We start from the raw sequence: 22,992 nt of genomic DNA on the forward strand, positions 1-22,992 counted from the left end.
CCCGGGCGGACGTGCCGGAACTCGGGACGCGATCTCCCTTTCCGTCGGCGTCGGCTCGGAGTAGGTTGCAGCTGACGGGCGGGCCATCGATGCAGGGAGGCGCGAGATGACCGACAGGAACTCCAACGCGGGATGCTTCGCCGGAGGCGGCGCCATCTACGGGCTCGGCGTCATCGGCGCCTGGGTGTTCTTCTTCCAGCAAGCCGACGAGTTCTGGCTGTTCATCTGGGCGTTCTTCCAGGGCATCTTCTGGCCCGCCTTCATGGTCTACGAGCTCTTCACGCAACTCGTGAGCTAGGCGAGGAGTTCGGCCGTCGCGTCACGCCCGGCCGCGCCCGGCGAGGCGGTACCGCTCGTAGACGACCCGCGATGCGAAGGTGCGCGTCTCGACGAGTTCGAGGTCGATCTGCGCGGCGACCGGCGGCAGCAACGGGGTTCCGCCACCGACGATGACCGGGTTGCGAAAAACGCGGAACTCGTCGACGAGACCGAGTTCGATCGCCGCGGCGGCGAGGCCCGCACCGCCGATCTCGACGTGCTGGTCGGTCGCGGCGAGCGCGGCCGCGACCTCGTCGGCGAGCGAGCCCTCGGCGAGACGGGCGTTGCCTTCGACGCGGTCGAGCGTGCGGCTGAAGACCATCTTGGGCAGCGCGTTCCAGGCGTCGGCGAATTGAGCACCGAGTTCTTCATCGCGCAGGGAGGGGTCGTTCTCCCAGGGGAGCATCGTCTCGTAGAGCCTGCGGCCGCACACGACGCCGCCGAGCGAGCGGGTCTCTTCGAGATGGAAGCGGAACTGCTCCTCGCTCGGCACGGACCAGTCGAACCTCCCGTCGCGGTCGACGATGTAGCCGTCGATCGAGGCGCTCATCGAATAGATCAGCATGGTGTGCCCTTCATCGGTGTGTGCCTACATGATGCCGCCGGTTCGCGACCGCCGCCATCGAGAGGTCGCCGCTCAGAGCAGTCGATTCACGGAAGGCGATTCACGATGAAGCGGCGGCGATCACCGCGCCGCCGACGGCGAGCGCATCGACCGCGGCGTCGCCGCGCAGGCGCCGCATGATCGACACCACCTCGTCGACCACCTCGACGGTGAGCGCACGGCACACGATGCTCGTCGGGCTGATCGCCTCGAGCCCGCCGGCACGGATGCGGATCACGTCCCATCCGACCTCGTGCAGGGCCTCGTCCTTCTCGAGGTCGGAGGCGGCCTTCAGACCCGAGTGCGCCCGTCGCGAGCGGCCCGGGTCGTCGTACTCGACGGCGATGCGCAGCTGCGGCACGAGGATGTCGGGCCACACCTCCTGGCGGCCGTAGAAGGTGCGGGCGATGCGCACGGCGTTGACCCGATGATGCAGGCGGATGCGTTCGCCGAGCAGGATGCGCAGTCGCTGCTCGGTCGCGGAGGTACGGGTGCGCAGGCCGTGGTTCATGTACGCGAGCCCCGCCTCGCGGGCGGCGCTCGGTCCGGCGGCGTTGCGGCGGCATTTCGGACACCCCGGGCTCGTCAGGGCCTCGCGCACGGTCGCGGTGTAGCGGTCGTGGCCGCGATCGCAGCGCCAGTCGTACTCGGCGCCGATGCGGGTCTCGACCGCGAGTCGCGCGCGCTGGGCGGGAGCCACTCTGCGCAGCAGTTCGCTGCGCGAGCGCTGCGTCTCGTCGATGAGCATGCACATCGGGCAGCCGCGCGAGAGTGTGACCGCGCCGTCGCCCGACGCGGCCCCGTGCCCGCAGCGGAATCTCACGGCGACCATGCGCCGCCTCCCGTGCTCCTCATACCGATGATCCTGCCCCGCACCACCGACACCGCTCTGTCGTGGCATCCGCGGTGCTCCGCTGTCGGTGCTCGGCACGAGAATGGAGGGATGCGGATCGCGATCGGAACGGCGCCGCGCGGCCGGGTCGCGCTCGTCGACGTCGACGATCCCTCGCACCCGCTCGCGGTGATCGAGCCCGACGAGCTGCCCGCCGCGGTCGCCGAGCTCGAGCGGCAGCGCCCCCGCTGGGTGTGGAGCGACGCGCGACGCTGGTATCCGGCGCTGCTCAGCGCGGGAGTGCGCGTCGAGCGCTGCCACGACCTCCTGCTCGGGGGTGCGATCGTCGAGGGCTCGGCCGACACGGTCGCGGCACGTGCGGCCGACGACGAGCCGCGCCCGCGGTGGCTCTCGGCGGCACCCAACCTCGCGAGCCTCGAGGGGGCGATCGCCGTCGCGCCGAGCGCCGTCGCGGCGGCCGCACGATCGACCGCCCTGTTCGACTTCGACGAGTTCGCCGATGAACCGGCCGGGGCCGACCCCGAGGCAGCTGCGCAGGCTGCGAGCGTCGTGCCTCCCGGTGCGTCGGGCGGCGACGCCGAGGCATCCGACACGCTCGCCGGCGACGTCTCGGTCGACGCCGTCGTCGCCGAGTACCGGCGGCAGCTGCGCCTCGTCGAGGCGAGCGCACGACCGCGCGCGATGCAACTCCTGCTCGCTGCCGAGTCGGCGGGGGCGCTCATCGGCGTCGAGCTGCAGGCGGCCGGCCTGCCGTGGGATCGCGGGGTGCACGAAGCCGTGCTCGAACGGGAGCTCGGCCCGAAGCCGAAACCCGGGTGGAAGCCTGCGCGCATGGAGGCGCTCGCCCTCGAGGTGCGCGCCGCGCTCGAGCAGCCGACGGTCAACCTCGACTCGCAGGTCGACCTGCTCCGCGCGCTGCGGCGTGCGGGCATCCAGGTCGCCTCCACCGGCAAGTGGGAGCTGCGCGAGCACGACCACCCGGCGATCGAGCCGTTGCTCGCCTACAAGCGACTCGCACGGCTCCTCAGCGCGAACGGCTGGTCCTGGCTCGACGAGTGGATCGTCGACGGGCGGTTCCGCCCCGACTACGTGCCCGGCGGCACGGCCACCGGGCGGTGGGCGACCTCGGGCGGGGGCGCGCTGCAGCTGCCGAAGAACGTGCGCGCCGCCGTGGTGGCCGACCCCGGGTGGAAGCTCGTCGTCGCCGATGCCGCGCAGCTCGAGCCGCGCGTGCTCGCGGGGCTCGCGCGCGACGAGGCGCTCGCGGGCGCCGCGCGCGGCACCGACCTCTACCGGGGCATCGTCGACGCGGGGGTCGTCGAGACGCGCGACCAGGCGAAGGTCGCGATCCTCGGAGCGATGTACGGCGCGACGACGGGCGACAGTGGCCGCCTGGTGCCGCGGCTCGCGCGGGCGTTTCCACGTGCGATGGCGCTCGTCGACCGCGCCGCGGCGGTGGGGGAGCGCGGCGGCCAGGTCACCACGAACCTCGGCCGCTCCTCACCGCTGCCGCCGGCGTCGTGGCGCGAGACCCAGGCACGCGCGAGCGATCCCGAGGCCACGGCCGTCGACGAGCGGCGGGCGCGCTCCGTCGCGCGCGAGTGGGGCCGGTTCACCCGCAACTTCGTCGTGCAGGGCAGCGCCGCCGAGTGGGCCCTCTGCTGGATGGCGGCCCTCCGGACCCGGCTCAGCGCGCTTCCGCCGTCGAGCACCCCGGCCCCGCGTTCCGGTCCGGCCTTCGCGGCGGTCCCGCACCTCGTGTACTACCTCCACGACGAGATCATCGTGCACACGCCCGCCGACTGCGCCGACGAGGTCGCCGCTGCAGTCGCCGACTGCGCTGCGAGCTCGGGGCGTCTGCTCTTCGGCGACTTCCCGGTCGACTTCCCGCTCGACCTCGCGGTGGTCGACAGCTACGCGTTGGCCGAAGGCTGAGCGTCGGCGTCGTCTGCCGCGGCCGCCGCCGACGGGCGCCGGCCGCGTCGGGGGCGCTCGGCGCTCGGCACCAGCTCGAGCGAAGGTCCGGATGCCACGGCCACGGCCGCACCCTCGAGCCAGTCGACCGCCGCCCGGGCCCGCGCGGCATCGGCCGCCCGGGCGAGCTCGACGAGTGCGGCGGCGGAGCCCGTGGTGTCGTCGTCGCCCTTCTCGAGCTCGGACTCGGACTCGGAGAGCCGTGCGCGCCAGCGCTGCGTCTCGGCCGCGACGATCGGGCGCGCGTCCACGCCGGGCAGGGAGGCCGCGATCAGCACGCGGTCGACGGTCTCATCCCACGGGTCGGCGCCTGAGGCATCCTCGCCGCCAAGCCAGGCGTCGGCGGCGGCGCGCCCCACCGCGGTCAGCCGGTGCAGCGGCAGCCCGTCGTCGGTCGCGCCGGCGGCCTCGATGAGCTTCGCCTTGGTCGCCCGCTCGAGCGTCGCGTAGCTCTGGCCGACGTTGACCTGGCGCCGACCGCCCGTCCGGGTGGCGAGTGCGCCGTGCAGCTGGAAGCCGTAGCCGGGGCCGGGGATGAGCGATGCCAGCAGTGCCTCACGTACGGCCATCCGCGACTCCTTCAGTGTCGGGCGAATACCTCACCGAGCATAGTGATCCTCGGACCACGATGCACCGCACCGGCCGCGGCTCTTGTGAACCGCCCTGATCCGGGGCATAATCGGCGATGCGGCGCTTGCCGCGCACAATCGAACATCCGGCCACCCGCCGTTCAGAGGTCGTAGGGGAAGACGCACCTCAGCAGAACGGAGAAGGAGATGGCAGAGACGGTCGCGCGGGCCGCACGCTCCGCGCGGGGTGTGCTGTTCGTGCATTCCTCGCTGCGGGCGCTCTGTCCGCATGTCGAGTGGGCCGCTGGGCGCGCCCTCGGTGTACCCGTGAACTTCGATTGGCAAGAGCAGCCCGTGCTTCGCGGCGCCATGCGCGCGGAGTTCTACTGGGAGGGCGAACCCGGTACCGGCGCGAAGATCGCGTCGGCGCTGCGCGGCTGGGAGCAGCTGCGCTTCGAGGTGAGCGAGGATCCGACTCCCGGCAACGACGGTGCCCGGTGGATGCACACGCCCGAGCTCGGCGTCTACTTCGCGCAGACCGACGCCGCCGGCAACACCGTCATCCCCGAAGACCGTGTCCGCTACGCCCTCGAGGTCGGCGGGCTCGACGCGCTCGAGGTGCACCGCGAACTGCGGCTCGCACTCGGCCAGGCGTGGGATGACGAGCTCGAGCCGTTCCGCCACGCGAGCGACTTCGCCCCCGTCGTCTGGCTGCACCAGGTGGGGTGACGGACCGAGGGCCCGCTGCGGCGCGACGCGGAGGTCGGAAGGGGGATTCCCGGCAGCCGTACGAGTGAAGCAGCTGGCCCGACGACGACGAAGGTCCCGGTGCGATTCGCACCGGGACCTTCGTCATGCAGTGGGCGTCAGACCGACCGGAATCCGACGACCGCGTTGTGTCCGCCGAACCCGAACGAGTTCGAGATCGCGACGAGCTCGCCGTCGGCGAGCGTGCGCGGCTCGCGCACCACGTCGAGCGGGATCTCGGGGTCGAGCTCGGTGACGTTGATCGTCGGGGGAGCGGTGCGCTCGTGGAGCGCGAGCACCGTGAACATCGCCTCGATCGCGCCCGCGCCGCCGAGCAGGTGCCCGGTCGACGCCTTGGTCGCGCTGATCGCGATGTTGTCGAGGTGGTCGCCGAAGACCTCGCGGAGCGCCGTGTACTCGGCGATGTCGCCGACCGGCGTGCTCGTCGCGTGCACGTTCACGTGCGCGACGTCGCCGGGCTCGAGGCCCGCCGCTTCGAGCGTCGCGCGCATCGCCCGCGAGGCCCCGAGACCCGCGGGGTCGGGCGCGGTGATGTGGTACGCGTCGCTCGTGACCGCCCCGCCGAGCAGCTCGGCGTAGATGCGGGCGCCACGGGCCTTCGCGTGCTCCTCGGTCTCGACGACGAGCGCAGCAGCGCCCTCGCCCATCACGAAGCCGTCGCGGTTGACGTCGTAGGGGCGCGAGGCCGTCGCGGGGTCGTCGTTGCGCTTCGAGAGCGCCTGCATCGACGCGAACGAGGCGATGGTGATCGGGTGGATCGCCGCCTCGGAGCCGCCGGCGATGACGACGTCGGCCTCGCCCGCCTGGAGCTGGTTGTAGGCGTTGACGAGCGACTCGGTGCTCGACGCGCACGCCGAGACGACGGTGCGGATGCCGGCACGGGCGTGCAGGTCCATGCCGACCGCCGCGCCCGGGCCGTTCGGCATGAGCATCGGCACGGTCATGGGCAGCACGCGGCGGGGGCCGCGCTCGCGCAGGGTGTCCCAGGCGTCGAGCAGCGTCCAGACGCCGCCGATGCCGGTCGCCCAGTCGACGGCGAGCCGCTCGGGCTCGACCTCGGGGGCGCCCGCGTCGGCCCAGGCCTCGCGGCCGGCGATGAGAGCGAACTGGCTCGAGGGATCGAGACGCTTCATCTCGTGGCGCTCGAGCACCTCGGAGGCGGCGACCTTGGCGGTCGCGGCGAAGGTCACGGGCAGTTCGAGCTCGGCGACCCAATCGTGCTCGAGGGCACGGGCGCCGGACTCGCCTGCGAGCAGGGCTTTCCAGCTGTCACGAGCGGTGCCGCCGATGGGCGAGGTCGCACCGATACCCGTGATGACGATCTTCTTGGTCATGACGAAAACACTCCGGGGAGGAAGGCGAAGGAAAACGGATCGAGCGGGCCGGGCGATGCCGCGGCCCGCTCGTCGCAGCGACTAGGCCTGGGCCTTGACGATGAAGCTCACGGCGTCACCGACGGTCTTGAGGTTCTTGACCTCTTCGTCGGGGATCTTCACGTCGAACTTCTCTTCGGCGTTGACGACGATGGTCATCATCGAGATCGAGTCGATGTCGAGGTCGTCGGTGAACGACTTGTCCAGCTCAACCGTGTCGGTTGCGATGCCGGTCTCGTCGTTGATGAGCTCGGCCAGGCCGGCAAGCACTTCTTCGGTGGACAATGCCATGGTTCTTCTCCTTGAGGGGTGTCTCGTTTGACCGAGAGACAGTCTAGATGGACAGGGGTCGGCGGTTCAGGGAAGAACCACCACTTGGGCGCCGAACACGAGGCCCGCGCCGAAGCCGATCTGGAGGGCGAGGCCCCCGGAAAGTTCAGGGTGCTCTTCGAGCAGACGGTGCGTCGCGAGCGGGATGGACGCGGCCGAGGTGTTGCCGGTCGTCGCGATGTCGCGGGCGATCACGACGGACTCGGGCAGCTTCAGCTGCTTCGCGAACTCGTCGATGATGCGCATGTTCGCCTGGTGGGGGATGAAGGCGGCGAGGTCGGCGCTCGTGACGCCCGCGGCATCCAGTGCCTGCTTCGCGACCTTCGCCATGTCCCAGACGGCCCAGCGGAAGACCGTCTGGCCCTCCTGGCGCAGCGTCGGCCACTCGGCGGTGCCGTCGCGGAACTCGACGAGCGTGCCGTTCATGCCGACCGCGCCCGCCTTCGAGCCGTCGGAGCCCCACACCGTGCGCGCGATCCCGGGCGTGTCGCTCGGGCCGATCACTGCGGCGCCGGCGCCGTCGCCGAGCAGGAACGAGATGCTCCGATCGGTCGGGTCGACGACGTCCGAGAGTTTCTCGGCGCCGATCACGAGCGCGTAGTGCGCGCCGCCCGTGCGGATGAGGGCGTCGGCCTGGGCGACCGCGTAGGCGTAGCCCGCGCAGGCGGCGTTGCTGTCGTAGGCCGCGGCGGGGTTCGCCCCCACCCGGTCGGCGACGACGGCGGCCATCGACGGCGTCTGCTGCACGTTCGAGATCGTCGCGACGATCACGAGGTCGATGAGCTCGGGCGCGACGCCCGAACGCTCGATCGCCTCCTTCGCCGCGTCGGTCGCGAGGTCGAGCGCCGACACCTCGGCGCCGGCACGGGCGCGCGTGATGATGCCGGTGCGCTGCTGGATCCACTCGTCGGAGGAGTTGATCGGGCCGATGAGGTCGTCGTTCGGCACCGCATTCGCGCCGCGGGCGGCGCCCAGGGCGTAGATGCGCGTGTACGCGGGTCCGTGCGACTGCTGGAGCGTAGGTCTCGTCATGCTCGGCTTTCTCGTAGTGCGGGGGATCAGGCGGCCTGATCGATGAGGTCGATCGCGGCGGCGAGGTCGTCGGGCGTCTTCACGGCGACGGTCGGCACGCCCTTCAGGGCGCGCTTCGCGAGTCCGACGAGCGCGCCGGCAGGGGCGAGCTCGATGATGCCGGTCACGCCGGCGTCCGCGAAGGACTCCATGCAGCGGTCCCAGCGCACGGGCGAGGAGACCTGGCCGACGAGCAGCTCGAGGAAGGTCGCACCGGATGCCACGCGGCCGCCGTCGCGGTTCGACCACAGCGGCAGTGCGGGGTCGGCCGGAGCGAGGGTCGCGGCGACCTGTGCGAGGCGCTCGACCGCGGGCTGCATGTAGCGGGTGTGGAAGGCGCCGGCGACCTGCAGCGGGATCACCCGCGCCCCGGCGGGCGGCTCGGCCTTCAGCTGCTCGAGGGCGTCGAGCGCGCCGGCGACGACGATCTGGCCGCCCCCGTTGAAGTTCGCGGGCTCGAGCCCGAGTTCGGCGAGGCGCGCGAGGAGTTCGGTCTCGTCGGCCCCGATGACGGCACTCATGCCGGTCGCGACCTGCGCCGCGGCATCCGCCATGGCGCGACCGCGCTCGGCGACGAAGCCGATCGCGTCGGTGTCGCTGAGCACTCCCGCGCCGGCGGCCGCGGTGATCTCACCGACCGAGTGGCCCGCGATGCCGCCGATGCGCTCGGCGCGACCGTCGGCGAGGAGCCCGCCGAGGGTGAGCAGGCCCGCGGCGACGATGAGCGGCTGCGCGACCGCGGTGTCGCGGATCGTGTCGGCGTCGCTGACGGTGCCGTGCGCGGCGAGATCGAGGCCCGCGGCGGCGGAGAACGCGTCGAGGCGCTCGGCATAGCCGGGCACGTCGAGCCAGGGGGCGAGGAATCCGGGGGTCTGAGAGCCCTGTCCAGGGCAGACGACGACGATCACCACCCCAGTCTGCCAATCACCGGGCCGCAAGTGGTGTGCACACGCTACAAGCTCTTCGCGAAACCCTTGTGCTGACGTCACAGCGTCGGGCATTGAGACGCGCGCGAACGCGTCGAGCGATGTCCGATCAGGGGCGGCGCGGCGGCGTGCCGTGCTCGTGATCGCTCATCGAACCGATGATGAGCGCCGACTGCAGGATGAGCGCCTCGCGGGCGCCCGTGGCATCCCACCCGATGACGTCGGAGACGCGCTTCAGGCGGTACCGCACCGTGTTCGGGTGCACGAACAGCTCCCGCGCCGTCGCCTCGAGCGAGCGGCCGTTGTCGAGGTAGCTCCACAGTGTGGTGAGCAGCTCGGTCGAGTGCGCGCGCAGCGGGCGGTAGATGCGATGCACGAGGGTCGCCCGGGCGAGCGGGTCGCCCGCGAGGGCGCGCTCGGGCAGCAGGTCGTCGGCGTGCACCGGCCGGGGCGCGTGTCGCCAGGAACGGGCGACGGCGAATCCCGCGAGGGCGGCCTTCGCGCTCTTCGACGCGTCGACGAGGTTCGGCACCGCGTGCCCGAGCACGAGGTGTCCCGGGCCGAAGTGCGGTTCGAGCTGCGCGGCGATCTCCATGAAGGTCAGCGCAGGCGCCGTGCCGATCGCCTCGTCGGCCTCACGGGCGAGCGGGTCGGCCCGACCGATGACGAGCACGAGCCGGTTGCCCTGCACGCCGATGAGGACGTCGGCGTGCATGTGCCGGGCGGCCCGTCGCACGTGGTCGACGTCGAGCTGTTTCGGCGCGGTGCCGACGAGCACCGCGACCTCGCCGTGGCCGTGCCAGCCGAGGGCCGCGATGCGGCTCGGCAGCTCGTCGTCGGCCTCGCCCGAGAGGATCGAGTCGACCACGAGCGCCTCGAGCCGCGCGTCCCAGAGGCCGCGGGCCTCGGCGGCGCGCGCGTACACGTCGGCCGCGGCGAAGGCGATCTCGCGCGAGTAGAGCAGGATCGCCTCGCGGAGCGGCTCGCCGCCGTCCTTCACGCGGTCCTCGACGACCTCGACCGTCACCCTGATGAGCTGCAGCGTCTGCTGCAGGCTCACCGATCGCAGCAGCTCACGCGGAGCCGCGCCGAACACGTCGGCGGCGATCCAGGGCGTCGATCGAGGGTCGTCGAACCACGCGATGAACGAGGAGATGCCGGCCTGGGCGACGAGGCCGACGGCGGAGCGGCGGCTCGGCGGCATGTCGCCGTACCACGGCAACGTGTCTTCGAGTCGCTTGAGCGTCGCGGTCGCGAGCTCGCCCGCGATGGTCCGCAACCACGCGAGCGTCTCCGCCTTCGTCTTCGGCTTCGTCGCCACCTCGTCGCCTGCTAGCTCTCGCCGCCGGCCGATCCGGTCGTGCCGGCGTTCACGTCGTGCAGCCGGTACTTCTCGATCGCCTGCGCGGGCAGGGAGCGGTCGACCTCGCCGCGCTCGGCGAGCATCTCCAGGGTGCGGACGACCACCGAGGGGCCGTCGATCTTGAAGAAGCGGCGTGCGGCCGGACGCGTGTCGGAGAATCCGAAGTCGTCGGCGCCGAGCGTCGCGTACTGGCCGGGCACGTAGGCGCGGATCTGGTCGGGCACCGCGTGCATGTAGTCGGACACGCCGACGAACGGGCCGCGGGCCCCCGCGAGCTTCTGCGTCAGGTACGAGACGCGACGCTCGGCGTCGGGGTTCAGGAAGTTGTGCTCGTCGGCGGCGAGGCCGTCGCGGCGCAGCTCCGACCAGCTGGTGACCGACCAGACGTCGGCCGACACGCCCCAGTCCTCCGCGAGGAGCTGCTGCGCCTCGAGGATCCACGGCACGGCGACGCCGGAGGCGAGCAGCTGCGCCTTCGGGCCGGCGGTGGCCGACTCCGAGAGGCGGTGGATGCCGCGGAGCAGGCCCTCGACGTCGACCCCCTCGGGCTCGGCGGGCTGCACGATCGGCTCGTTGTACACGGTGAGGTAGTACATGACGTTCGGGTCGGCGTGGTTGCCGCCGTACATGCGCTCGAGGCCGGCGCGCATGATGTGCCCGATCTCGTAGCCGTAGGCGGGGTCGTACGACACGACCGCGGGGTTCGTCGACGCGAGCAGCGGCGAGTGACCGTCGGCGTGCTGGAGGCCTTCACCCGTGAGGGTGGTCCGTCCGGCGGTCGCGCCGATGATGAAACCGCGCGCCATCTGGTCGCCGGCCGCCCACATCGCATCGCCCGTGCGCTGGAACCCGAACATCGAGTAGAAGACGTACACCGGGATGAGGGGCTCGCCCTGCGTGGCGTACGAGGTGCCGATGTTCGTGAACGCGGCGAACGCGCCGGCCTCGTTGATGCCGACGTGGACGATCTGCCCCTGCGGGCTCTCCTTGTAGGCGAGCAGCAGCTCGCGGTCGACCGAGGTGTAGTGCTGGCCGTTCGGGTTGTAGATCTTCGCGGTCGGGAAGAACGCGTCGATGCCGAAGGTGCGCGCCTCGTCGGGGATGATCGGCACGATGCGGTGGCCGAAGTCCTTCGAGCGGATGAGGTCCTTCAGGAGCCGCACGAAGGCCATCGTCGTGGCGATCTCCTGCGTGCCCGAGCCCTTCTTCGCGATCGCGTAGGTCGAGTCGTCGGGCAGGTTGAGCGCGACGTGCTTCGAGCGGCGCTCGGGCACGTAGCCGCCGAGCTCGCGGCGGCGCTCCTGGAGGTACTGGATCGCCTCGTCGTCCTGACCGGGGTGGTAGTACGGCGGCAGGTACGGGTTCTCCTCGAGCTGCGCGTCGGAGATCGGGATGCGCATCTCGTCGCGGAAGGTCTTGAGGTTGTCGAGCGTCATCTTCTTCATCTGGTGCGTCGCATTGCGCCCCTCGAAGGACTTGCCGAGGCCGTACCCCTTGATGGTCTTCGCGAGGATGACCGTGGGCTGGCCCTTGTGCTCGGTCGCCGCCTTGAACGCCGCGTAGATCTTGCGGTAGTCGTGGCCGCCGCGCTTGAGGCCCCAGACCTCGTCGTCGCTCAGGTGCGAGACGAGCTCGAGCGCCCGCGGGTCGCGACCGAAGAAGTTCTCGCGCACGTAGGCGCCCGACTCGGTCTTGTAGGTCTGGTAGTCGCCGTCGGGGGTGACGTTCATCAGGTTGCGGAGCGCGCCGTCGTGGTCGCGCGCGAGCAGGTCGTCCCACTCGCGGCCCCAGACGACCTTGATGACGTTCCAGCCGGCGCCGCGGAAGAAGCTCTCGAGCTCCTGGATGATCTTGCCGTTGCCGCGCACGGGGCCGTCGAGGCGCTGCAGGTTGCAGTTGATCACGAAGTTGAGGTTGTCGAGCCCCTCGTTCGCGGCGACCTGGAGCTGGCCGCGGCTCTCGACCTCGTCCATCTCGCCGTCGCCGAGGAACGCCCAGACCTGCTGGTCGGAGGCGTCCTTGATGCCGCGGTTGGTGAGGTACTTGTTGAGCTGCGCCTGGTAGATCGCGTTGATCGGGCCGAGGCCCATCGACACGGTCGGGAACTGCCAGAACTCGGGCATGAGGCGCGGGTGCGGGTAGCTCGAGAGGCCGTGCGGGGCACGCGACTTCTCCTGGCGGAAGCCGTCGAGGTCGTGGTCGTCGAAGCGACCCTCGAGGAACGCGCGGGCGTACATGCCGGGGGAGGCGTGGCCCTGGAAGAAGATCTGGTCGCCGCCGCCCGGGTGGTCCTGGCCGCGGAAGAAGTGGTTGAGTCCGACCTCGTAGAGCGACGCGGCGCCCGCGTAGGTGGAGATGTGGCCGCCGACGGCGATGCCGGGGCGCTGCGCACGGTGCACCAGGATGGCGGCGTTCCAGCGGAGCCAGGCGCGGTAGCGGCGCTCGATGTCTTCGTTGCCGGGGAACGCGGGCTCGTTCTCGGGGGCGATCGTGTTCAGGTAGTCGGTCGTCGGCACCATCGGCACGCCGAGGTGGAGCTCCTTCGAGCGCTTGAGCAGGCTGAGCATGATCTCGCGCCCGCGCTGGTGGCCCTTCTCGGCGACGAGGGCGTCAAGGGATTCGGCCCACTCGCTCGTCTCCTCGGGATCGGCGTCCATCGCCTCGACGGAGTAAGGGTCCTGGTCGTTGACAGTCACACTCGACCTTTCTCTACGGCAGATCTACGGCGCGCGGGGTGCTGCGCGCACGACGAACGGCCGGGTTTCGACCGATCACACTTGGCCATACTAGTGACATTCGCACAACGTTTCGGCTCGGTCGGCTGTGCCTTCGCTCAGCCTTCCGACAAAGCAGAGAAGAGATCGGATGCCGCTGCAGATCGGTGCTCCCGCCCCCGACTTCGAACTCGTCGACCAGCACGGCCGCACGGTCGGGCTGGCCGGCCTGCGCGCCGAGAAGCCGGTGGTGCTCGTCTTCTTCCCCCTCGCCTTCTCGCGCACGTGCCAGGGCGAGCTGTGCGCGCTCCGCGACGACCTCTCGCTGTTCGAGGATGCGGGGGTGCACCTCGTCGGCGTCTCGGTCGACTCGAAGTTCGCGCTGCGCGCGTGGGCCGAGGAGGAGGGCTACGAGTTCCCGCTGCTGTCCGACTTCTGGCCGCACGGCGAGGTCGCGAGGGCGTACGACGCGTTCGTCGAGGACCGCGGCTACGCGGCCCGTGCGACCTTCGTGATCGATGAGGCGGGCGTGATCCGTGCCGCCTTCGCGAAGCCGGCCGGCGAGCCTCGCTCGATCGAGCAGTACCGCGAGGCGCTCGAGCTGCTGCGCGCGGGCTGAGCGGGCTGCTCGTGCCCGCGGCCGACGGCCGCCCGCGATAGCATGACGGATGCGTCGCACACGCGACGGGCCTTTAGCTCAGTTGGTAGAGCGCCACGTTTACACCGTGGATGTCGTCGGTTCGAGCCCGGCAGGGCCCACATTCTCCGTCCCCGCTCGCCGGCCCTCTGTCCGTCGTCGAGATGGCGCGTCAGGCGGAATGCGCGGCGATGAGGGCCCTCGCGTTGTCGAGATAGCCGGCCGCGGCGTCGGGGTCGACGCGCACCGACGCGAGCGCCGAGATGACGAGCCCCGTGCAGATGTCGGCGAGCAGATCCTGGGACTCGGGCGTCCCGCCCGCCACGCGGGCTCGGACCCCGTTGCCGAACGCCGCGCGGAGCTCCGCCCGGTACGAGGCGATCGTGCGCGCGACGGCGTCGTCGTGCCCGATGGGGGAGGCGGAGGCGTTGACGAGGAGGCAGCCGCTCGACGCCGGCAGCGTGCCGTGCCGGGTCAGCGCATCGCGCAGGCCGGCCAGGTACTCCTCGAGCGCGGTCGGGGCGACCGGGTCGACCGTCAGCGGTGCGAGCCGGGGGCGGATCACCTCATCGAGGTAGCTGTCGACGGCTGCGTCGAACAGGCCCCGCTTCGAGCCGAACGCGTGGTAGATGCTCGATCGGCTGAGCCCGGTGACGCGTTCGAGCTCGGGCAGCGCCGCGCTCTCGAAGCCGTGCTCCCAGAACACCGCGCGGGCGGCGCGCACGACGTCGCCCGTGTCGAACGTCTGCGTGCGTCCCATCGTGACTCCATCTCGATTTGCGTACCGGTCGGTCCAGTATATATTGGATCGAACGGTACAGTAATCACTCTCGGCACCCTGCCGCTTCGAAAGGACTCCCCATATGGTCATCGCGGGACTCGTGCTCGCCGGCATCGCGGCGCTCGTGCACGTCTTCATCTTCTATCTCGAGTCCATCGCCTGGACGAGCAAGCGGGCCCGGACCATCTTCGGCACCGGCACGGTCGAACAGGCCGCCGTGCAGAAGGAGCTCGCGTTCAACCAGGGGTTCTACAACCTCTTCCTCGCCGTCGCGGTCGCCATCGGCATCGTGTTCTTCGCCGCGGGGGAGCCCGTCATCGGCGTGACGCTCGTGTTCACCGGTGCCGGCTCGATGGTCGCCGCGAGCCTCGTCCTGTTGCTGTCGAGCCCCGACAAGGCGGGCGCCGCGCTCAAGCAGGGGGTCATCCCCGCGCTCGGCGTCCTCGCGCTCGCGATCGGACTCGCGCTCTGACGCGAACCGACCGCACGATCGATTCAGGCCTCCCGCCGGCCACCCCGACTCCGCCCCGCAGCACTCGCAGAGAAGAGCCATGAGCAACACCACCAGCACGCAGATCCACCTCGCCCGCCGCCCGCAGGGCTGGCCGACGCACGACGACTTCCGCACGGTCACCGTCGTGCACCCCGAGCTCTCGCCGGGGGAGGTGCGCGTGTCGAACGAGTTCGTCTCCGTCGACCCGTACATGCGCGGGCGCATGAACGACGTGCGCAGCTACGTCGCCCCCTACGCACTGGGCGAGGTGATCACCGGCGGCGCGATCGGTCGCGTGGTCGCCTCGGCCGCCGAGCAGCTGCCCGTGGGCACCGTGGTGCTGCACCAGCACGGGTGGGCCGATACCGTCCAGGCGCCGGCCGCGACCTTCCGCGCGGTGCCCGAGGTGCCCGGCGTGCCGTCGTCGCTCCGGCTCCACATCCTCGGAATGACCGGGCTGACGGCCTACGTCGGCCTCACCGCCATCGCCGGCCTGCGGGAGGGCGACACCGTCTTCGTCTCGGGTGCGGCCGGAGCCGTCGGCACCGCCGTCGGGCAGATCGCGAAGCTCCTCGGCGCGAAGCGGGTGATCGGGTCGGCAGGCACCGCCGAGAAGGCGGCCCTGCTCACGGAGAAGTACGGCTACGACGCGGCGTTCGTCTACAAGGATGCTCCGGTGCGCGAGCAGCTCGCCGCACTCGCCCCCGAGGGGGTCGACGTCTTCTTCGACAACGTCGGCGGCGACCACCTCGAGGCGGCGCTCGACGTGATGAACGACGGCGGCCGGCTCGCGCTCTGCGGCGCCATCGCCGGCTACAACACGACCGAGCGGGTGCCGGGGCCCGACAACCTCGCGAACACCATCACCCGCGGCCTCAGCGTCACCGGGTTCACGCTCGCGGCGTACCTGCACCTGGCGCCCGAGTTCACCGAACGGATGACGGGCTGGTTCGCCGAGGGCCTCATCGCGTACGACGAGACCGTCGTCGACGGCATCGAGCACACGGTCGACGCGTTCCTCGCGATGATGCGCGGCGCCAACACGGGCAAGATGCTCGTGCGCGTCGGCGGCGCACCCGCCTGACGAGACGACGCCGGCCCGGCGGTCGGGTCGCTCGTCGCCGCGGGGGCCCGACGCTAGGCTGGACGGGTGCCCCAGCAACTCGCCGATGTCCTCGCCGTCACCGAACGACTGTGGCCGGCGTCGGGCACCGAACCGTGGGATGCCTCGGGGCTCGTCTCCGGGGCGACGGACGCGCCGGTCCGCCGGATCCTCCTCGCGGTCGATGCCGTGGCCGCGACGGTCGACGAGGCCGTCGAGCAGGGCGCCGATCTCCTGATCGCGCACCACCCCCTGCTCCTCCGCGGCGTCACGAGCATCGCCGAAGACCGCTACAAGGGCGCGCTGCTCGCGAAGCTCATCCGTGGCGGCAGTGCGCTGCTCGCCGCGCACACGAACGCCGACGTCGTCGCGACCGGCACCTCCGCGGTGCTCGCCGAGCGGCTCGGGCTCGTCGAGACGCAGCCGATCGAGGCATCCGACGACGGCGTCACCGGCATCGGCCGAGTGGGCCGGCTCGCCGAGCCGACCACCCTCGGCCGGCTCGCCCGCCACCTCGCCGAGGTGCTGCCGCCGACCGCGACCGGCGTCCGCGTCGCCGGCGACTTCGACGACCCCGTCGAGACCGTCGCCGTGTGCGGCGGCGCCGGCGACTCGCTGCTCGGCCACCCGCTCGTGCGCGCGGCCGACGTCTACGTCACCGCCGACCTTCGCCACCACCCCGCCTCCGAGGCGCGCGAGCAGGCGCTGCTCGGCGGCGGCCCGGCGCTCGTCGACGTCTCGCACTGGGCGAGCGAATGGCTCTGGCTCGACACCGCGGCCGCCGAGCTCCGCGCGGCGCTGCCCGGCGTCGAGGTCGCCGTGAGCGAGATCCGCACCGACCCCTGGGATTTCCAGGTCGTGCAATGATGACTTCCACCCCGACCCCCACGAGGAGCAACACGTGAAGGCCAGCCCCGCCGAGCAGCAGGAACTCCTGCGCCTGCAGTCGATCGACACCCGGATCGCGCAGCTCGCGCATCGTCTCGGCGCACTGCCGCAGACGGCCCCGCTGGCCGAACTCGCACAGCGCGATGCCGACGTGCGCGGTACCCGCGCCGAGGCGATCGGCACCCTCGAAGACGCGAAGGCCGAACTCGCGCGTCTCGAGTCCGACGTCGCGCTCGTCGAGGCGCGGATGGCCCGCGACAGCGAGCGGCTCCAGCACACCTCCTCGGTCAAGGACGTCAACGCCCTCGAGGCCGAGCTCGCCTCGCTCGCGAAGCGCCGCTCCGACCTCGAAGACCAGGAGCTCGTCGTCATGGAGCGCGTCGAGGAGGCCGAGGTCGCCGTCTCGAGCATCGACCTCCAGCGCGCGGCGATCGTCACCGAAGTGGCCGCCCTCGAAGCCGAGCGCGACGAGGCCGCGGGCACCCTCACGGTCGAGCGCGAGCAGACCCAACGCGACCGTGAGGTCGTCGCCGCGGGCGTCCCGGGCGAACTGCTCGCCTTCTACGAGCAGCGGCGCACCAAGGGTGCCGGCGTCGGTGCGGCCCTGCTGCGCCAGCGCACCTGCGGCGGCTGCACGATGACGCTCACCGGGTCCGATCTCGAGTCGGTGCGCCGCGCCGCGCCCGACGAGGTGCTGCAGTGCCCCGAGTGCGACCGCATCCTCGTGCGCACCGACGAGTCGGGTCTCTGAGGCTAGACTGCAAGGGCGAGTGGGTCGGCAAGACGGTCGCGTCGCACGGTCTCGATCGTGCGCCGAGGAACGTCCGGGCTCCACAGGGCAGGACGGTGGGTAACACCCACCCGGGGCAACCCGCGAGACAGTGCCACAGAAAGCAGACCGCCCGGTGCGCAAGCGCCGGGTAAGGGTGAAACGGTGGGGTAAGAGCCCACCAGCGGTCGCGGTGACGCGATCGGCTCGGTAAACCTCGTCCGGAGCAAGGCCAGACAGGAGACCATGGGGCTGCCCGCCCCGTCTCCGGGTAGGCCGCTGGAGGGTCACGGCAACGTGCCCCCGAGAGAGATGGCCGTCCAGCCGGTGTCGCGCAAGCGCCCGGTGAACAGAACCCGGCGTATCAGCCGGCCCGCTCGCACCCCTCCTGACGTCTGCGGCCGCCTTCCCGTGTCCGGCGGGCGCATCCGCGTTCGTGCCGTGTCGATGGCCGCCGCCGCCGACCATGGCTAGACTCCGCGTCCATGGACATGCTGAAGGGCGAGCAGATCGCCGCGGCGAACTTGACCGACTGGCGCAAGCTGGCCCAGGGACTGCATGCCCGGTTCGTGGTCGACGACTTCAGCGCCGGTGCACGGTTCGTCGTCGCGGTGGGCGAAGCAGGCGACGCGCTCGGCCACCACCCGCGCGTGTCGATCGGCGAAGGACACGTCGATCTGGAGTTGGTCAGCGACGACGCCGTCTACCGCGACGACGAGGGCACCGAACACGTCGTCGAGTGGGTGACCCTGCAGGACGTCGAGCTCGCGCGACGGATCACCGAGATCGCCGCGGACCACGGGGTCGCCGCCGACCCGGCCTCCGTCAGCGAGATCGAGCTCGGTCTCGACACGTCCCGCTCGGCGACGATCGCCCCGGTGTGGGCCGCACTGCTGACCGGGAGCGCCGAGTCGCAGGGACGGGGGTCTCCCAGCGACGAGATCCGAGACGCCACGGGACGGGTGCCGAACCTCTGGTTCGGTGACGGCGACGGTGACGGCGACGAGCACCGGACTCCGCGTCAGCGGTTCCACCTCGAGGTCTACGTGGCGCCCGAGGTGTCCGAGCAACGGATCGCCGCCGCGGTCGCCGCGGGTGGGACGGTCGTCGATGACCGCGACGCGCCCTCGCTCACGGTGATCGCCGACCAGGACGGCAACACGGGAGTCGTCTGCGTCGACGTGTCCGCCGCGAAGCAGGAGTGAGTCGCCGATTCCGGTGAACGGAACCGGCGTCGCAGCCGGCCCGCTCGCCCCATTACTTCGCCGCGAGCGACGCGGCGCCGAGGATGCCCGCGTTGTTCCGGTGCACCGCCGGCACGATCGGGGTCTTCAGTTCGAGCAGCGGCAGGAACTGCTCGTGGTGCTTCGAGACGCCGCCGCCGACGACGAACAGGTCGGGGGAGAAGATGAACTCGATGTGGGCGTAGAAGCGCTGCAGCCGCTCTGACCACTGCGCCCAGTCGAGCGCCTCGCGCTCCATCGCCGAGTAGGCGGCGCGCTTCTCGGCCTCGAGCCCGTCGAGCTCGATGTGCCCGAGCTCGGTGTTCGGCACGAGCACGCCGTCGTAGAGGAACGCCGAGCCGATGCCGGTGCCGAGCGTGGTGAGGATGACGAGGCCGTCGGCGTCGACCGCGGCGCCGTAGCGCGATTCGGCGTAGCCGGCGGCATCCGCGTCGTTGATGAAGTGGATCTCGCGGCCGAAGGTCTGCTCGAAGAGCTCCTCGGCGGGCAGGCCGATCCACTCGGGCGAGATGTTCGCGGCCGAGAGCGTGCGCCCGCGCTTCACGATCGCGGGGAAGCAGACGCCGAGGGGGAGCGAGTCGTCGAAGTCGGCGGAGAGCCGCCCGAGCAGCTCCTCGGTCGCCGCGAGGATGTCGTCGGGGCGGCCGCCCTCGGGGGTCTTCACCTTGATGCGGTCGGAGACCAGCTCGCCCGAGCCGAGGTCGACGACGGCGCCCTTGATGCCCGTGCCGCCGATGTCGATGCCGATCGCGAGTTCCGTGCTCATGCGTTTCACATTAGCCCGAGCACGCGGGGCGACCGTCGAGGCTCAGGGGAGCGTGAGGATCTCGGCGCCCCGCTCGGTGACCACGAGCGTGTGCTCGAACTGGGCGGTGAGCGAGCGGTCGCGGGTGACGACCGTCCAGTCGTCGGCCCAGACGTCCCACTCGATCGTGCCGAGGGTGAGCATCGGCTCGATCGTGAACACCATGCCGGGCTCGATCACGGTCGTCGCACTCGGATCGTCGAAGTGGGGGATCACGAGCCCGGTGTGGAACGCGCGCCCGACGCCGTGCCCGGTGTAGTCGCGCACCACGCCGTAGCCGAAGCGCTTCGCGTACGCCTCGATCGCGCGTCCGATGACGTTCACCTGGCGGCCGGGGGCGACGGCGCGGATGCCTCGCGCGAGCGCCTCGCGCGTGCGCTCGACGAGGAGTGCCGCTTCGTCGCTCGCCTCACCGACGAGGAAGGTGTGGTTGAGGTCGCCGTGCATGCCGTCGAGGTAGGCGGTGACGTCGATGTTCACGAGGTCGCCGTCGGCGAGCGCGGTGTCGTCGGGGATGCCGTGGCAGATGACCTCGTTGACGGAGGTGCAGCTCGACTTCGGGTAGCCGCGGTACCCGAGCGTCGACGGGTAGGCGCCGTGCGCGACGACGTACTCGTGCGCGATCCGGTCGAGCTCGTCGGTCGTGACCCCGGGCCGGATCGCCGCGGCCGCCGCCTCGATGGCGCCGGCGGCGACGCGCCCGGCTGCCCGGATGCGCTCGACCTCGTCGGGCGTGTAGCGGTCGCCGTCGCGGTTCGCGGCGGGGGCGGCACGGCCGACGTACTCGGGTCGGACGATCGACGCCGGGACGGCGCGATTCGGTGACAGTCGGCCGGGGATCAGGTGGCCGGAGGCATCCTTGGGCATAGGATCAGCCTATGGCCGAGGACATCGAGCACCGGTACTGGTACAACCTCAAGACGGGCGAGGTGGAGCAGGGATTCGTCTCGCCGTCGGTCGATCGGGTCGGCCCGTTCGAGACGCACGCGGAGGCCGAGCGGGCGCTCGAGATCCTGCGTGCGAACAGCGCGAAGTGGGCCGAGGAGGACGCCCAGGAGAGTTGAGCGGCGTCCGCGCCGCCGGGCGCTACTCGTACGAGTGCTCGGCGTTGGGGTAGCTGCCCGACTCGACGTCGTCGCGCCACGCCCTGGCGGCGTTCGCGAGGATGCCCGAGAGATCGGCGTACTGCTTGACGAACTTCGGCACGCGCCCGATCGTGAGCCCGGCCCAGTCCGTCCAGACGAGCAGCTGTCCGTCGGTGTGCGGGCCGGCGCCGACGCTGATCGTCGGGATCTCGAGGAGCTCGGTGACCTGACGCGCCGCGTCGGCGGGCACCATCTCGAGCACGACGGCGAACGCCCCCGCGTCCTGCACGGCCTTCGCGTCGGCGAGGAGCTGCTTGACGCCCTCGCCGCGCCCCTGGATGACGTGGCCGCCGAGGCCGTGCTCGCTCTGCGGGGTGTAGCCGATGTGCGCCATCACGGGGATCCCGGCACCGACGATGCGGCGGATCTGCTTGTGGCTGCGCTCACCGCCCTCCAGCTTGACGGCGTGGGCGCCGGTCTCCTTCATGAAGCGCACCGCGGTGTGCAGCGCGTCCTCGGGGCCGTTCTCGTACGAGCCGAACGGCATGTCCGCGATGACGAAGGCCCGCTTCACGGCGCCGGCCACGGCGCGGGTCAGCGGGATCAGGTCGTCGACGGTGACGGGGAGCGTGGTCTCGTAGCCGAGCACGTTGTTGCCGGCCGAGTCGCCCACGAGGAGGAAGTCGATGCCGGCCTCGTCGAAGATGCGGGCCGTGAGCTGGTCGTAGCTCGTGAGCCCGGTGATCTTGATGCCGTCGCGCTTCGCGTTCTGGAAATGGCGCGTGCGCACCCGCTTCGGGGCACCCGGCGTCGGTGCGCCCCCGTACGGGTTCTGCTCGACCGGCTGGTCGTCGGATGCTGCGGTCTGGGGCTCGCCTGACATGTCGCCATCCTCGCACACGCCGGCGAGGCATCCGCTCACGGAACGTCGCGGTGAAGCGAGTGCGAGCCAGTACTCTGGATGATGCGAGAGAGGGTGTGGATGGATAAGCAGCGTGACTTCGTTCTTCGCACGATCGAGGAGCGGGGCGTCAAGTTCGTCAGGCTCTGGTTCACCGACGTCGTCGGCACCCTGAAGTCGGTCGCGATCGCACCGGCCGAGGTCGAGGGCGCGTTCACCGAGGGCATCGGCTTCGACGGCTCCGCCATCGAGGGGCTCAGCCGCACCTTCGAGTCCGACCTCCTGGCCTACCCCGACCCGTCGACCTTCCAGACGCTCCCGTGGCGCGGCGACATCGACCCGACCGGGCGCATGTTCTGCGACATCACGACCCCCGACGGCGAGCCGGCCGTCGCCGATCCCCGCAATGTGCTGAAGCGCACGCTCGAGCGGGCGGCCGATCGAGGCTTCACCTTCTACACCCACCCCGAGATCGAGTTCTACCTGCTGCGCTCGTCGAAGTTCGGTGAAGACGGCCCCATCCCCGTCGACTCGGCCGGTTACTTCGACAACGTGCCCGGCGGCACCGCGCACGACTTCCGTCGTCGATCGGTGCGCATGCTCGAAGACCTCGGCATCTCGGTCGAGTTCAGCCACCACGAGGCGGGTCCCGGCCAGAACGAGATCGACCTCCGGTACGCCGACGCCCTGACGACCGCCGACAACATCATGACCTTCCGCACGGTCGTGAAAGAGGTGGCGATCGAGCAGGGCGTCTACGCAACGTTCATGCCGAAGCCGTTCTCGCAGTACCCGGGCTCGGGCATGCACACCCACCTGTCGCTCTTCGAGGGCGACACGAACGCCTTCTACGAGCCCGGCGCGCAGTACCAGCTCTCGAAGATCGGCCGCCACTTCATCGCCGGCCTGCTGCGGCACGCGAACGAGATCTCGGCCGTGACGAACCAGTTCGTGAACTCGTACAAGCGCCTCTGGGGCGGCGACGAGGCCCCGAGCTTCATCTGCTGGGGCCACAACAACCGTTCGGCGCTCGTGCGGGTGCCGCTCTACAAGCCCAACAAGGGCCAGAGCGCCCGCGTCGAGTACCGCGCCATCGACTCGGCGGCCAATCCTTACCTCGCCTTCTCGCTGCTGCTCGCGGCCGGCATGAAGGGCATCGAGGAGGGCTACGAGCTGCCGCCCGAGGCCGAGGACGACGTCTGGGCCCTCACCGACAGCGAACGACGTGCCCTCGGATACAACCCGCTGCCGGCGAGCCTCGACCACGCGATCGAGTACATGGAGGGCTCCGAGCTCGTCGCCGAGACGCTCGGCGAGCAGGTCTACAACTACGTGCTCGCGAACAAGCGGGCCGAATGGCGCGACTACCGTTCGCAGGTCACGCCGTTCGAGTTGCAGCGCAACCTCGAGATCCTCTGACCGCG

The 22,992-nt window shown here is 71.1% G+C and carries 24 protein-coding genes, 1 tRNA gene and 1 other RNA gene; 13 read left to right on the plus strand and 13 right to left on the minus strand.

Features of this window, described 5'->3' with window-relative positions:
* Positions 1-106 precede the first annotated feature (106 nt).
* Positions 107-298 carry a hypothetical protein gene (locus ACFVAJ_RS13825; protein WP_376945016.1) on the plus strand — a complete coding sequence of 64 codons (192 nt, stop codon included), beginning with the start codon at positions 107-109 and terminating at the stop codon, positions 296-298.
* 21 nt (positions 299-319) lie between these two features.
* Here the strand turns inward: ACFVAJ_RS13825 and ACFVAJ_RS13830 are convergent, their stop codons facing one another.
* Together ACFVAJ_RS13830 and ACFVAJ_RS13835 are read right to left on the minus strand one after the other, a co-directional pair.
* On the minus strand, positions 320-883 hold the full coding sequence (locus ACFVAJ_RS13830; RefSeq protein WP_376945018.1) for a dihydrofolate reductase family protein: 564 nt from the start codon (positions 881-883) through the stop codon (positions 320-322).
* 100 nt (positions 884-983) lie between these two features.
* Complete coding sequence (locus tag ACFVAJ_RS13835; RefSeq protein WP_376945020.1) at positions 984-1,754, minus strand: hypothetical protein; 771 nt, start codon at positions 1,752-1,754, stop codon at positions 984-986.
* Between the two features lie 111 nt (positions 1,755-1,865).
* Between ACFVAJ_RS13835 and ACFVAJ_RS13840 the strand changes: the two genes are divergently transcribed.
* The gene (locus tag ACFVAJ_RS13840; protein ID WP_376945022.1) at positions 1,866-3,710 is read left to right on the plus strand and encodes a bifunctional 3'-5' exonuclease/DNA polymerase; all 1,845 of its coding nucleotides are present in this window, start codon (positions 1,866-1,868) and stop codon (positions 3,708-3,710) included.
* Here ACFVAJ_RS13840 and ACFVAJ_RS13845 read toward each other — a convergent pair.
* Positions 3,689-4,318 (minus strand): PadR family transcriptional regulator, encoded by a 630-nt coding sequence (locus tag ACFVAJ_RS13845; protein ID WP_376945024.1) that lies wholly within the window; start codon positions 4,316-4,318, stop codon positions 3,689-3,691. The genes ACFVAJ_RS13840 and ACFVAJ_RS13845 overlap by 22 nt on opposite strands.
* A gap of 207 nt (positions 4,319-4,525) precedes the next feature.
* Between ACFVAJ_RS13845 and ACFVAJ_RS13850 the strand changes: the two genes are divergently transcribed.
* Entirely contained in the window at positions 4,526-5,047 is a 522-nt protein-coding gene (locus tag ACFVAJ_RS13850; protein WP_376945026.1) for a DUF3145 domain-containing protein, read from the plus strand.
* Positions 5,048-5,184: 137 nt separating this feature from the next.
* Here the strand turns inward: ACFVAJ_RS13850 and ACFVAJ_RS13855 are convergent, their stop codons facing one another.
* The 6 genes from ACFVAJ_RS13855 to aceE all read right to left on the minus strand — a co-directional run bounded on the left by ACFVAJ_RS13855 (position 5,185) and on the right by aceE (position 12,845).
* Positions 5,185-6,420 carry a beta-ketoacyl-[acyl-carrier-protein] synthase family protein gene (locus ACFVAJ_RS13855; RefSeq protein ID WP_376945028.1) on the minus strand — a complete coding sequence of 412 codons (1,236 nt, stop codon included), beginning with the start codon at positions 6,418-6,420 and terminating at the stop codon, positions 5,185-5,187.
* Positions 6,421-6,501: 81 nt separating this feature from the next.
* Complete coding sequence (locus ACFVAJ_RS13860) at positions 6,502-6,750, minus strand: acyl carrier protein (protein WP_026378239.1); 249 nt, start codon at positions 6,748-6,750, stop codon at positions 6,502-6,504.
* 66 nt (positions 6,751-6,816) lie between these two features.
* A complete protein-coding gene (locus tag ACFVAJ_RS13865) occupies positions 6,817-7,821 on the minus strand; it encodes a beta-ketoacyl-ACP synthase III (RefSeq protein ID WP_376945030.1) in 1,005 nt (334 codons plus the stop codon).
* Positions 7,822-7,847: 26 nt separating this feature from the next.
* Positions 7,848-8,768: an ACP S-malonyltransferase gene (locus ACFVAJ_RS13870; RefSeq protein WP_376945032.1), complete on the minus strand. Its 921-nt coding sequence runs from the start codon at positions 8,766-8,768 to the stop codon at positions 7,848-7,850.
* Positions 8,769-8,895: 127 nt separating this feature from the next.
* Positions 8,896-10,107 carry a PucR family transcriptional regulator gene (locus ACFVAJ_RS13875; protein ID WP_376945034.1) on the minus strand — a complete coding sequence of 404 codons (1,212 nt, stop codon included), beginning with the start codon at positions 10,105-10,107 and terminating at the stop codon, positions 8,896-8,898.
* Between the two features lie 11 nt (positions 10,108-10,118).
* Complete coding sequence (gene aceE, locus ACFVAJ_RS13880; RefSeq protein ID WP_376945036.1) at positions 10,119-12,845, minus strand: pyruvate dehydrogenase (acetyl-transferring), homodimeric type; 2,727 nt, start codon at positions 12,843-12,845, stop codon at positions 10,119-10,121.
* 169 nt (positions 12,846-13,014) lie between these two features.
* Here aceE and ACFVAJ_RS13885 point away from each other — a divergent pair, with 169 nt between their 5' ends.
* Complete coding sequence (locus ACFVAJ_RS13885) at positions 13,015-13,482, plus strand: peroxiredoxin (RefSeq protein ID WP_376945038.1); 468 nt, start codon at positions 13,015-13,017, stop codon at positions 13,480-13,482.
* 67 nt (positions 13,483-13,549) lie between these two features.
* Positions 13,550-13,622: transfer RNA gene (locus ACFVAJ_RS13890), tRNA-Val, on the plus strand.
* A gap of 50 nt (positions 13,623-13,672) precedes the next feature.
* Here ACFVAJ_RS13890 and ACFVAJ_RS13895 read toward each other — a convergent pair.
* Entirely contained in the window at positions 13,673-14,260 is a 588-nt protein-coding gene (locus ACFVAJ_RS13895; RefSeq protein WP_376945040.1) for a TetR/AcrR family transcriptional regulator, read from the minus strand.
* Between the two features lie 103 nt (positions 14,261-14,363).
* Between ACFVAJ_RS13895 and ACFVAJ_RS13900 the strand changes: the two genes are divergently transcribed.
* The 6 genes from ACFVAJ_RS13900 (at position 14,364) to ACFVAJ_RS13925 (ending at position 18,738) form a co-directional block, all read left to right on the plus strand.
* Positions 14,364-14,753 carry a DUF1304 domain-containing protein gene (locus ACFVAJ_RS13900; protein WP_376945042.1) on the plus strand — a complete coding sequence of 130 codons (390 nt, stop codon included), beginning with the start codon at positions 14,364-14,366 and terminating at the stop codon, positions 14,751-14,753.
* A 79-nt stretch (positions 14,754-14,832) separates the two neighbouring features.
* A complete protein-coding gene (locus ACFVAJ_RS13905; RefSeq protein ID WP_376945044.1) occupies positions 14,833-15,858 on the plus strand; it encodes an NADP-dependent oxidoreductase in 1,026 nt (341 codons plus the stop codon).
* Between the two features lie 66 nt (positions 15,859-15,924).
* Positions 15,925-16,743 carry a Nif3-like dinuclear metal center hexameric protein gene (locus ACFVAJ_RS13910; RefSeq protein ID WP_376945046.1) on the plus strand — a complete coding sequence of 273 codons (819 nt, stop codon included), beginning with the start codon at positions 15,925-15,927 and terminating at the stop codon, positions 16,741-16,743.
* 34 nt (positions 16,744-16,777) lie between these two features.
* Positions 16,778-17,515: a zinc ribbon domain-containing protein gene (locus ACFVAJ_RS13915; RefSeq protein WP_376945048.1), complete on the plus strand. Its 738-nt coding sequence runs from the start codon at positions 16,778-16,780 to the stop codon at positions 17,513-17,515.
* 20 nt (positions 17,516-17,535) lie between these two features.
* Positions 17,536-17,913: RNase P RNA component class A (rnpB, locus tag ACFVAJ_RS13920), an RNA gene on the plus strand.
* Between the two features lie 105 nt (positions 17,914-18,018).
* Complete coding sequence (locus tag ACFVAJ_RS13925) at positions 18,019-18,738, plus strand: 4a-hydroxytetrahydrobiopterin dehydratase (RefSeq protein WP_376945050.1); 720 nt, start codon at positions 18,019-18,021, stop codon at positions 18,736-18,738.
* Positions 18,739-18,790: 52 nt separating this feature from the next.
* Here ACFVAJ_RS13925 and ppgK read toward each other — a convergent pair whose 3' ends face one another.
* Together ppgK and map are read right to left on the minus strand one after the other, a co-directional pair.
* On the minus strand, positions 18,791-19,543 hold the full coding sequence (ppgK, locus tag ACFVAJ_RS13930) for a polyphosphate--glucose phosphotransferase (RefSeq protein ID WP_376945052.1): 753 nt from the start codon (positions 19,541-19,543) through the stop codon (positions 18,791-18,793).
* Between the two features lie 42 nt (positions 19,544-19,585).
* A complete protein-coding gene (gene map / locus ACFVAJ_RS13935) occupies positions 19,586-20,449 on the minus strand; it encodes a type I methionyl aminopeptidase (protein WP_376945054.1) in 864 nt (287 codons plus the stop codon).
* An 11-nt stretch (positions 20,450-20,460) separates the two neighbouring features.
* On the opposite strand from map, the gene ACFVAJ_RS13940 reads away from it, so the two are divergent.
* On the plus strand, positions 20,461-20,646 hold the full coding sequence (locus ACFVAJ_RS13940) for an SPOR domain-containing protein (RefSeq protein ID WP_376945056.1): 186 nt from the start codon (positions 20,461-20,463) through the stop codon (positions 20,644-20,646).
* A 22-nt stretch (positions 20,647-20,668) separates the two neighbouring features.
* On the opposite strand, the gene panB is transcribed toward ACFVAJ_RS13940, so the two are convergent.
* Positions 20,669-21,550, minus strand: a complete 882-nt coding sequence (panB, locus tag ACFVAJ_RS13945; RefSeq protein ID WP_376945058.1) for a 3-methyl-2-oxobutanoate hydroxymethyltransferase — start codon at positions 21,548-21,550, stop codon at positions 20,669-20,671.
* 99 nt (positions 21,551-21,649) lie between these two features.
* Between panB and glnA the strand changes: the two genes are divergently transcribed.
* The gene (glnA, locus tag ACFVAJ_RS13950; protein WP_157424467.1) at positions 21,650-22,987 is read left to right on the plus strand and encodes a type I glutamate--ammonia ligase; all 1,338 of its coding nucleotides are present in this window, start codon (positions 21,650-21,652) and stop codon (positions 22,985-22,987) included.
* Positions 22,988-22,992: the final 5 nt, after the last annotated feature.

It is taken from the genome of Agromyces sp. NPDC057679, from assembly GCF_042799635.1.
GTDB lineage: Bacteria > Actinomycetota > Actinomycetes > Actinomycetales > Microbacteriaceae > Agromyces.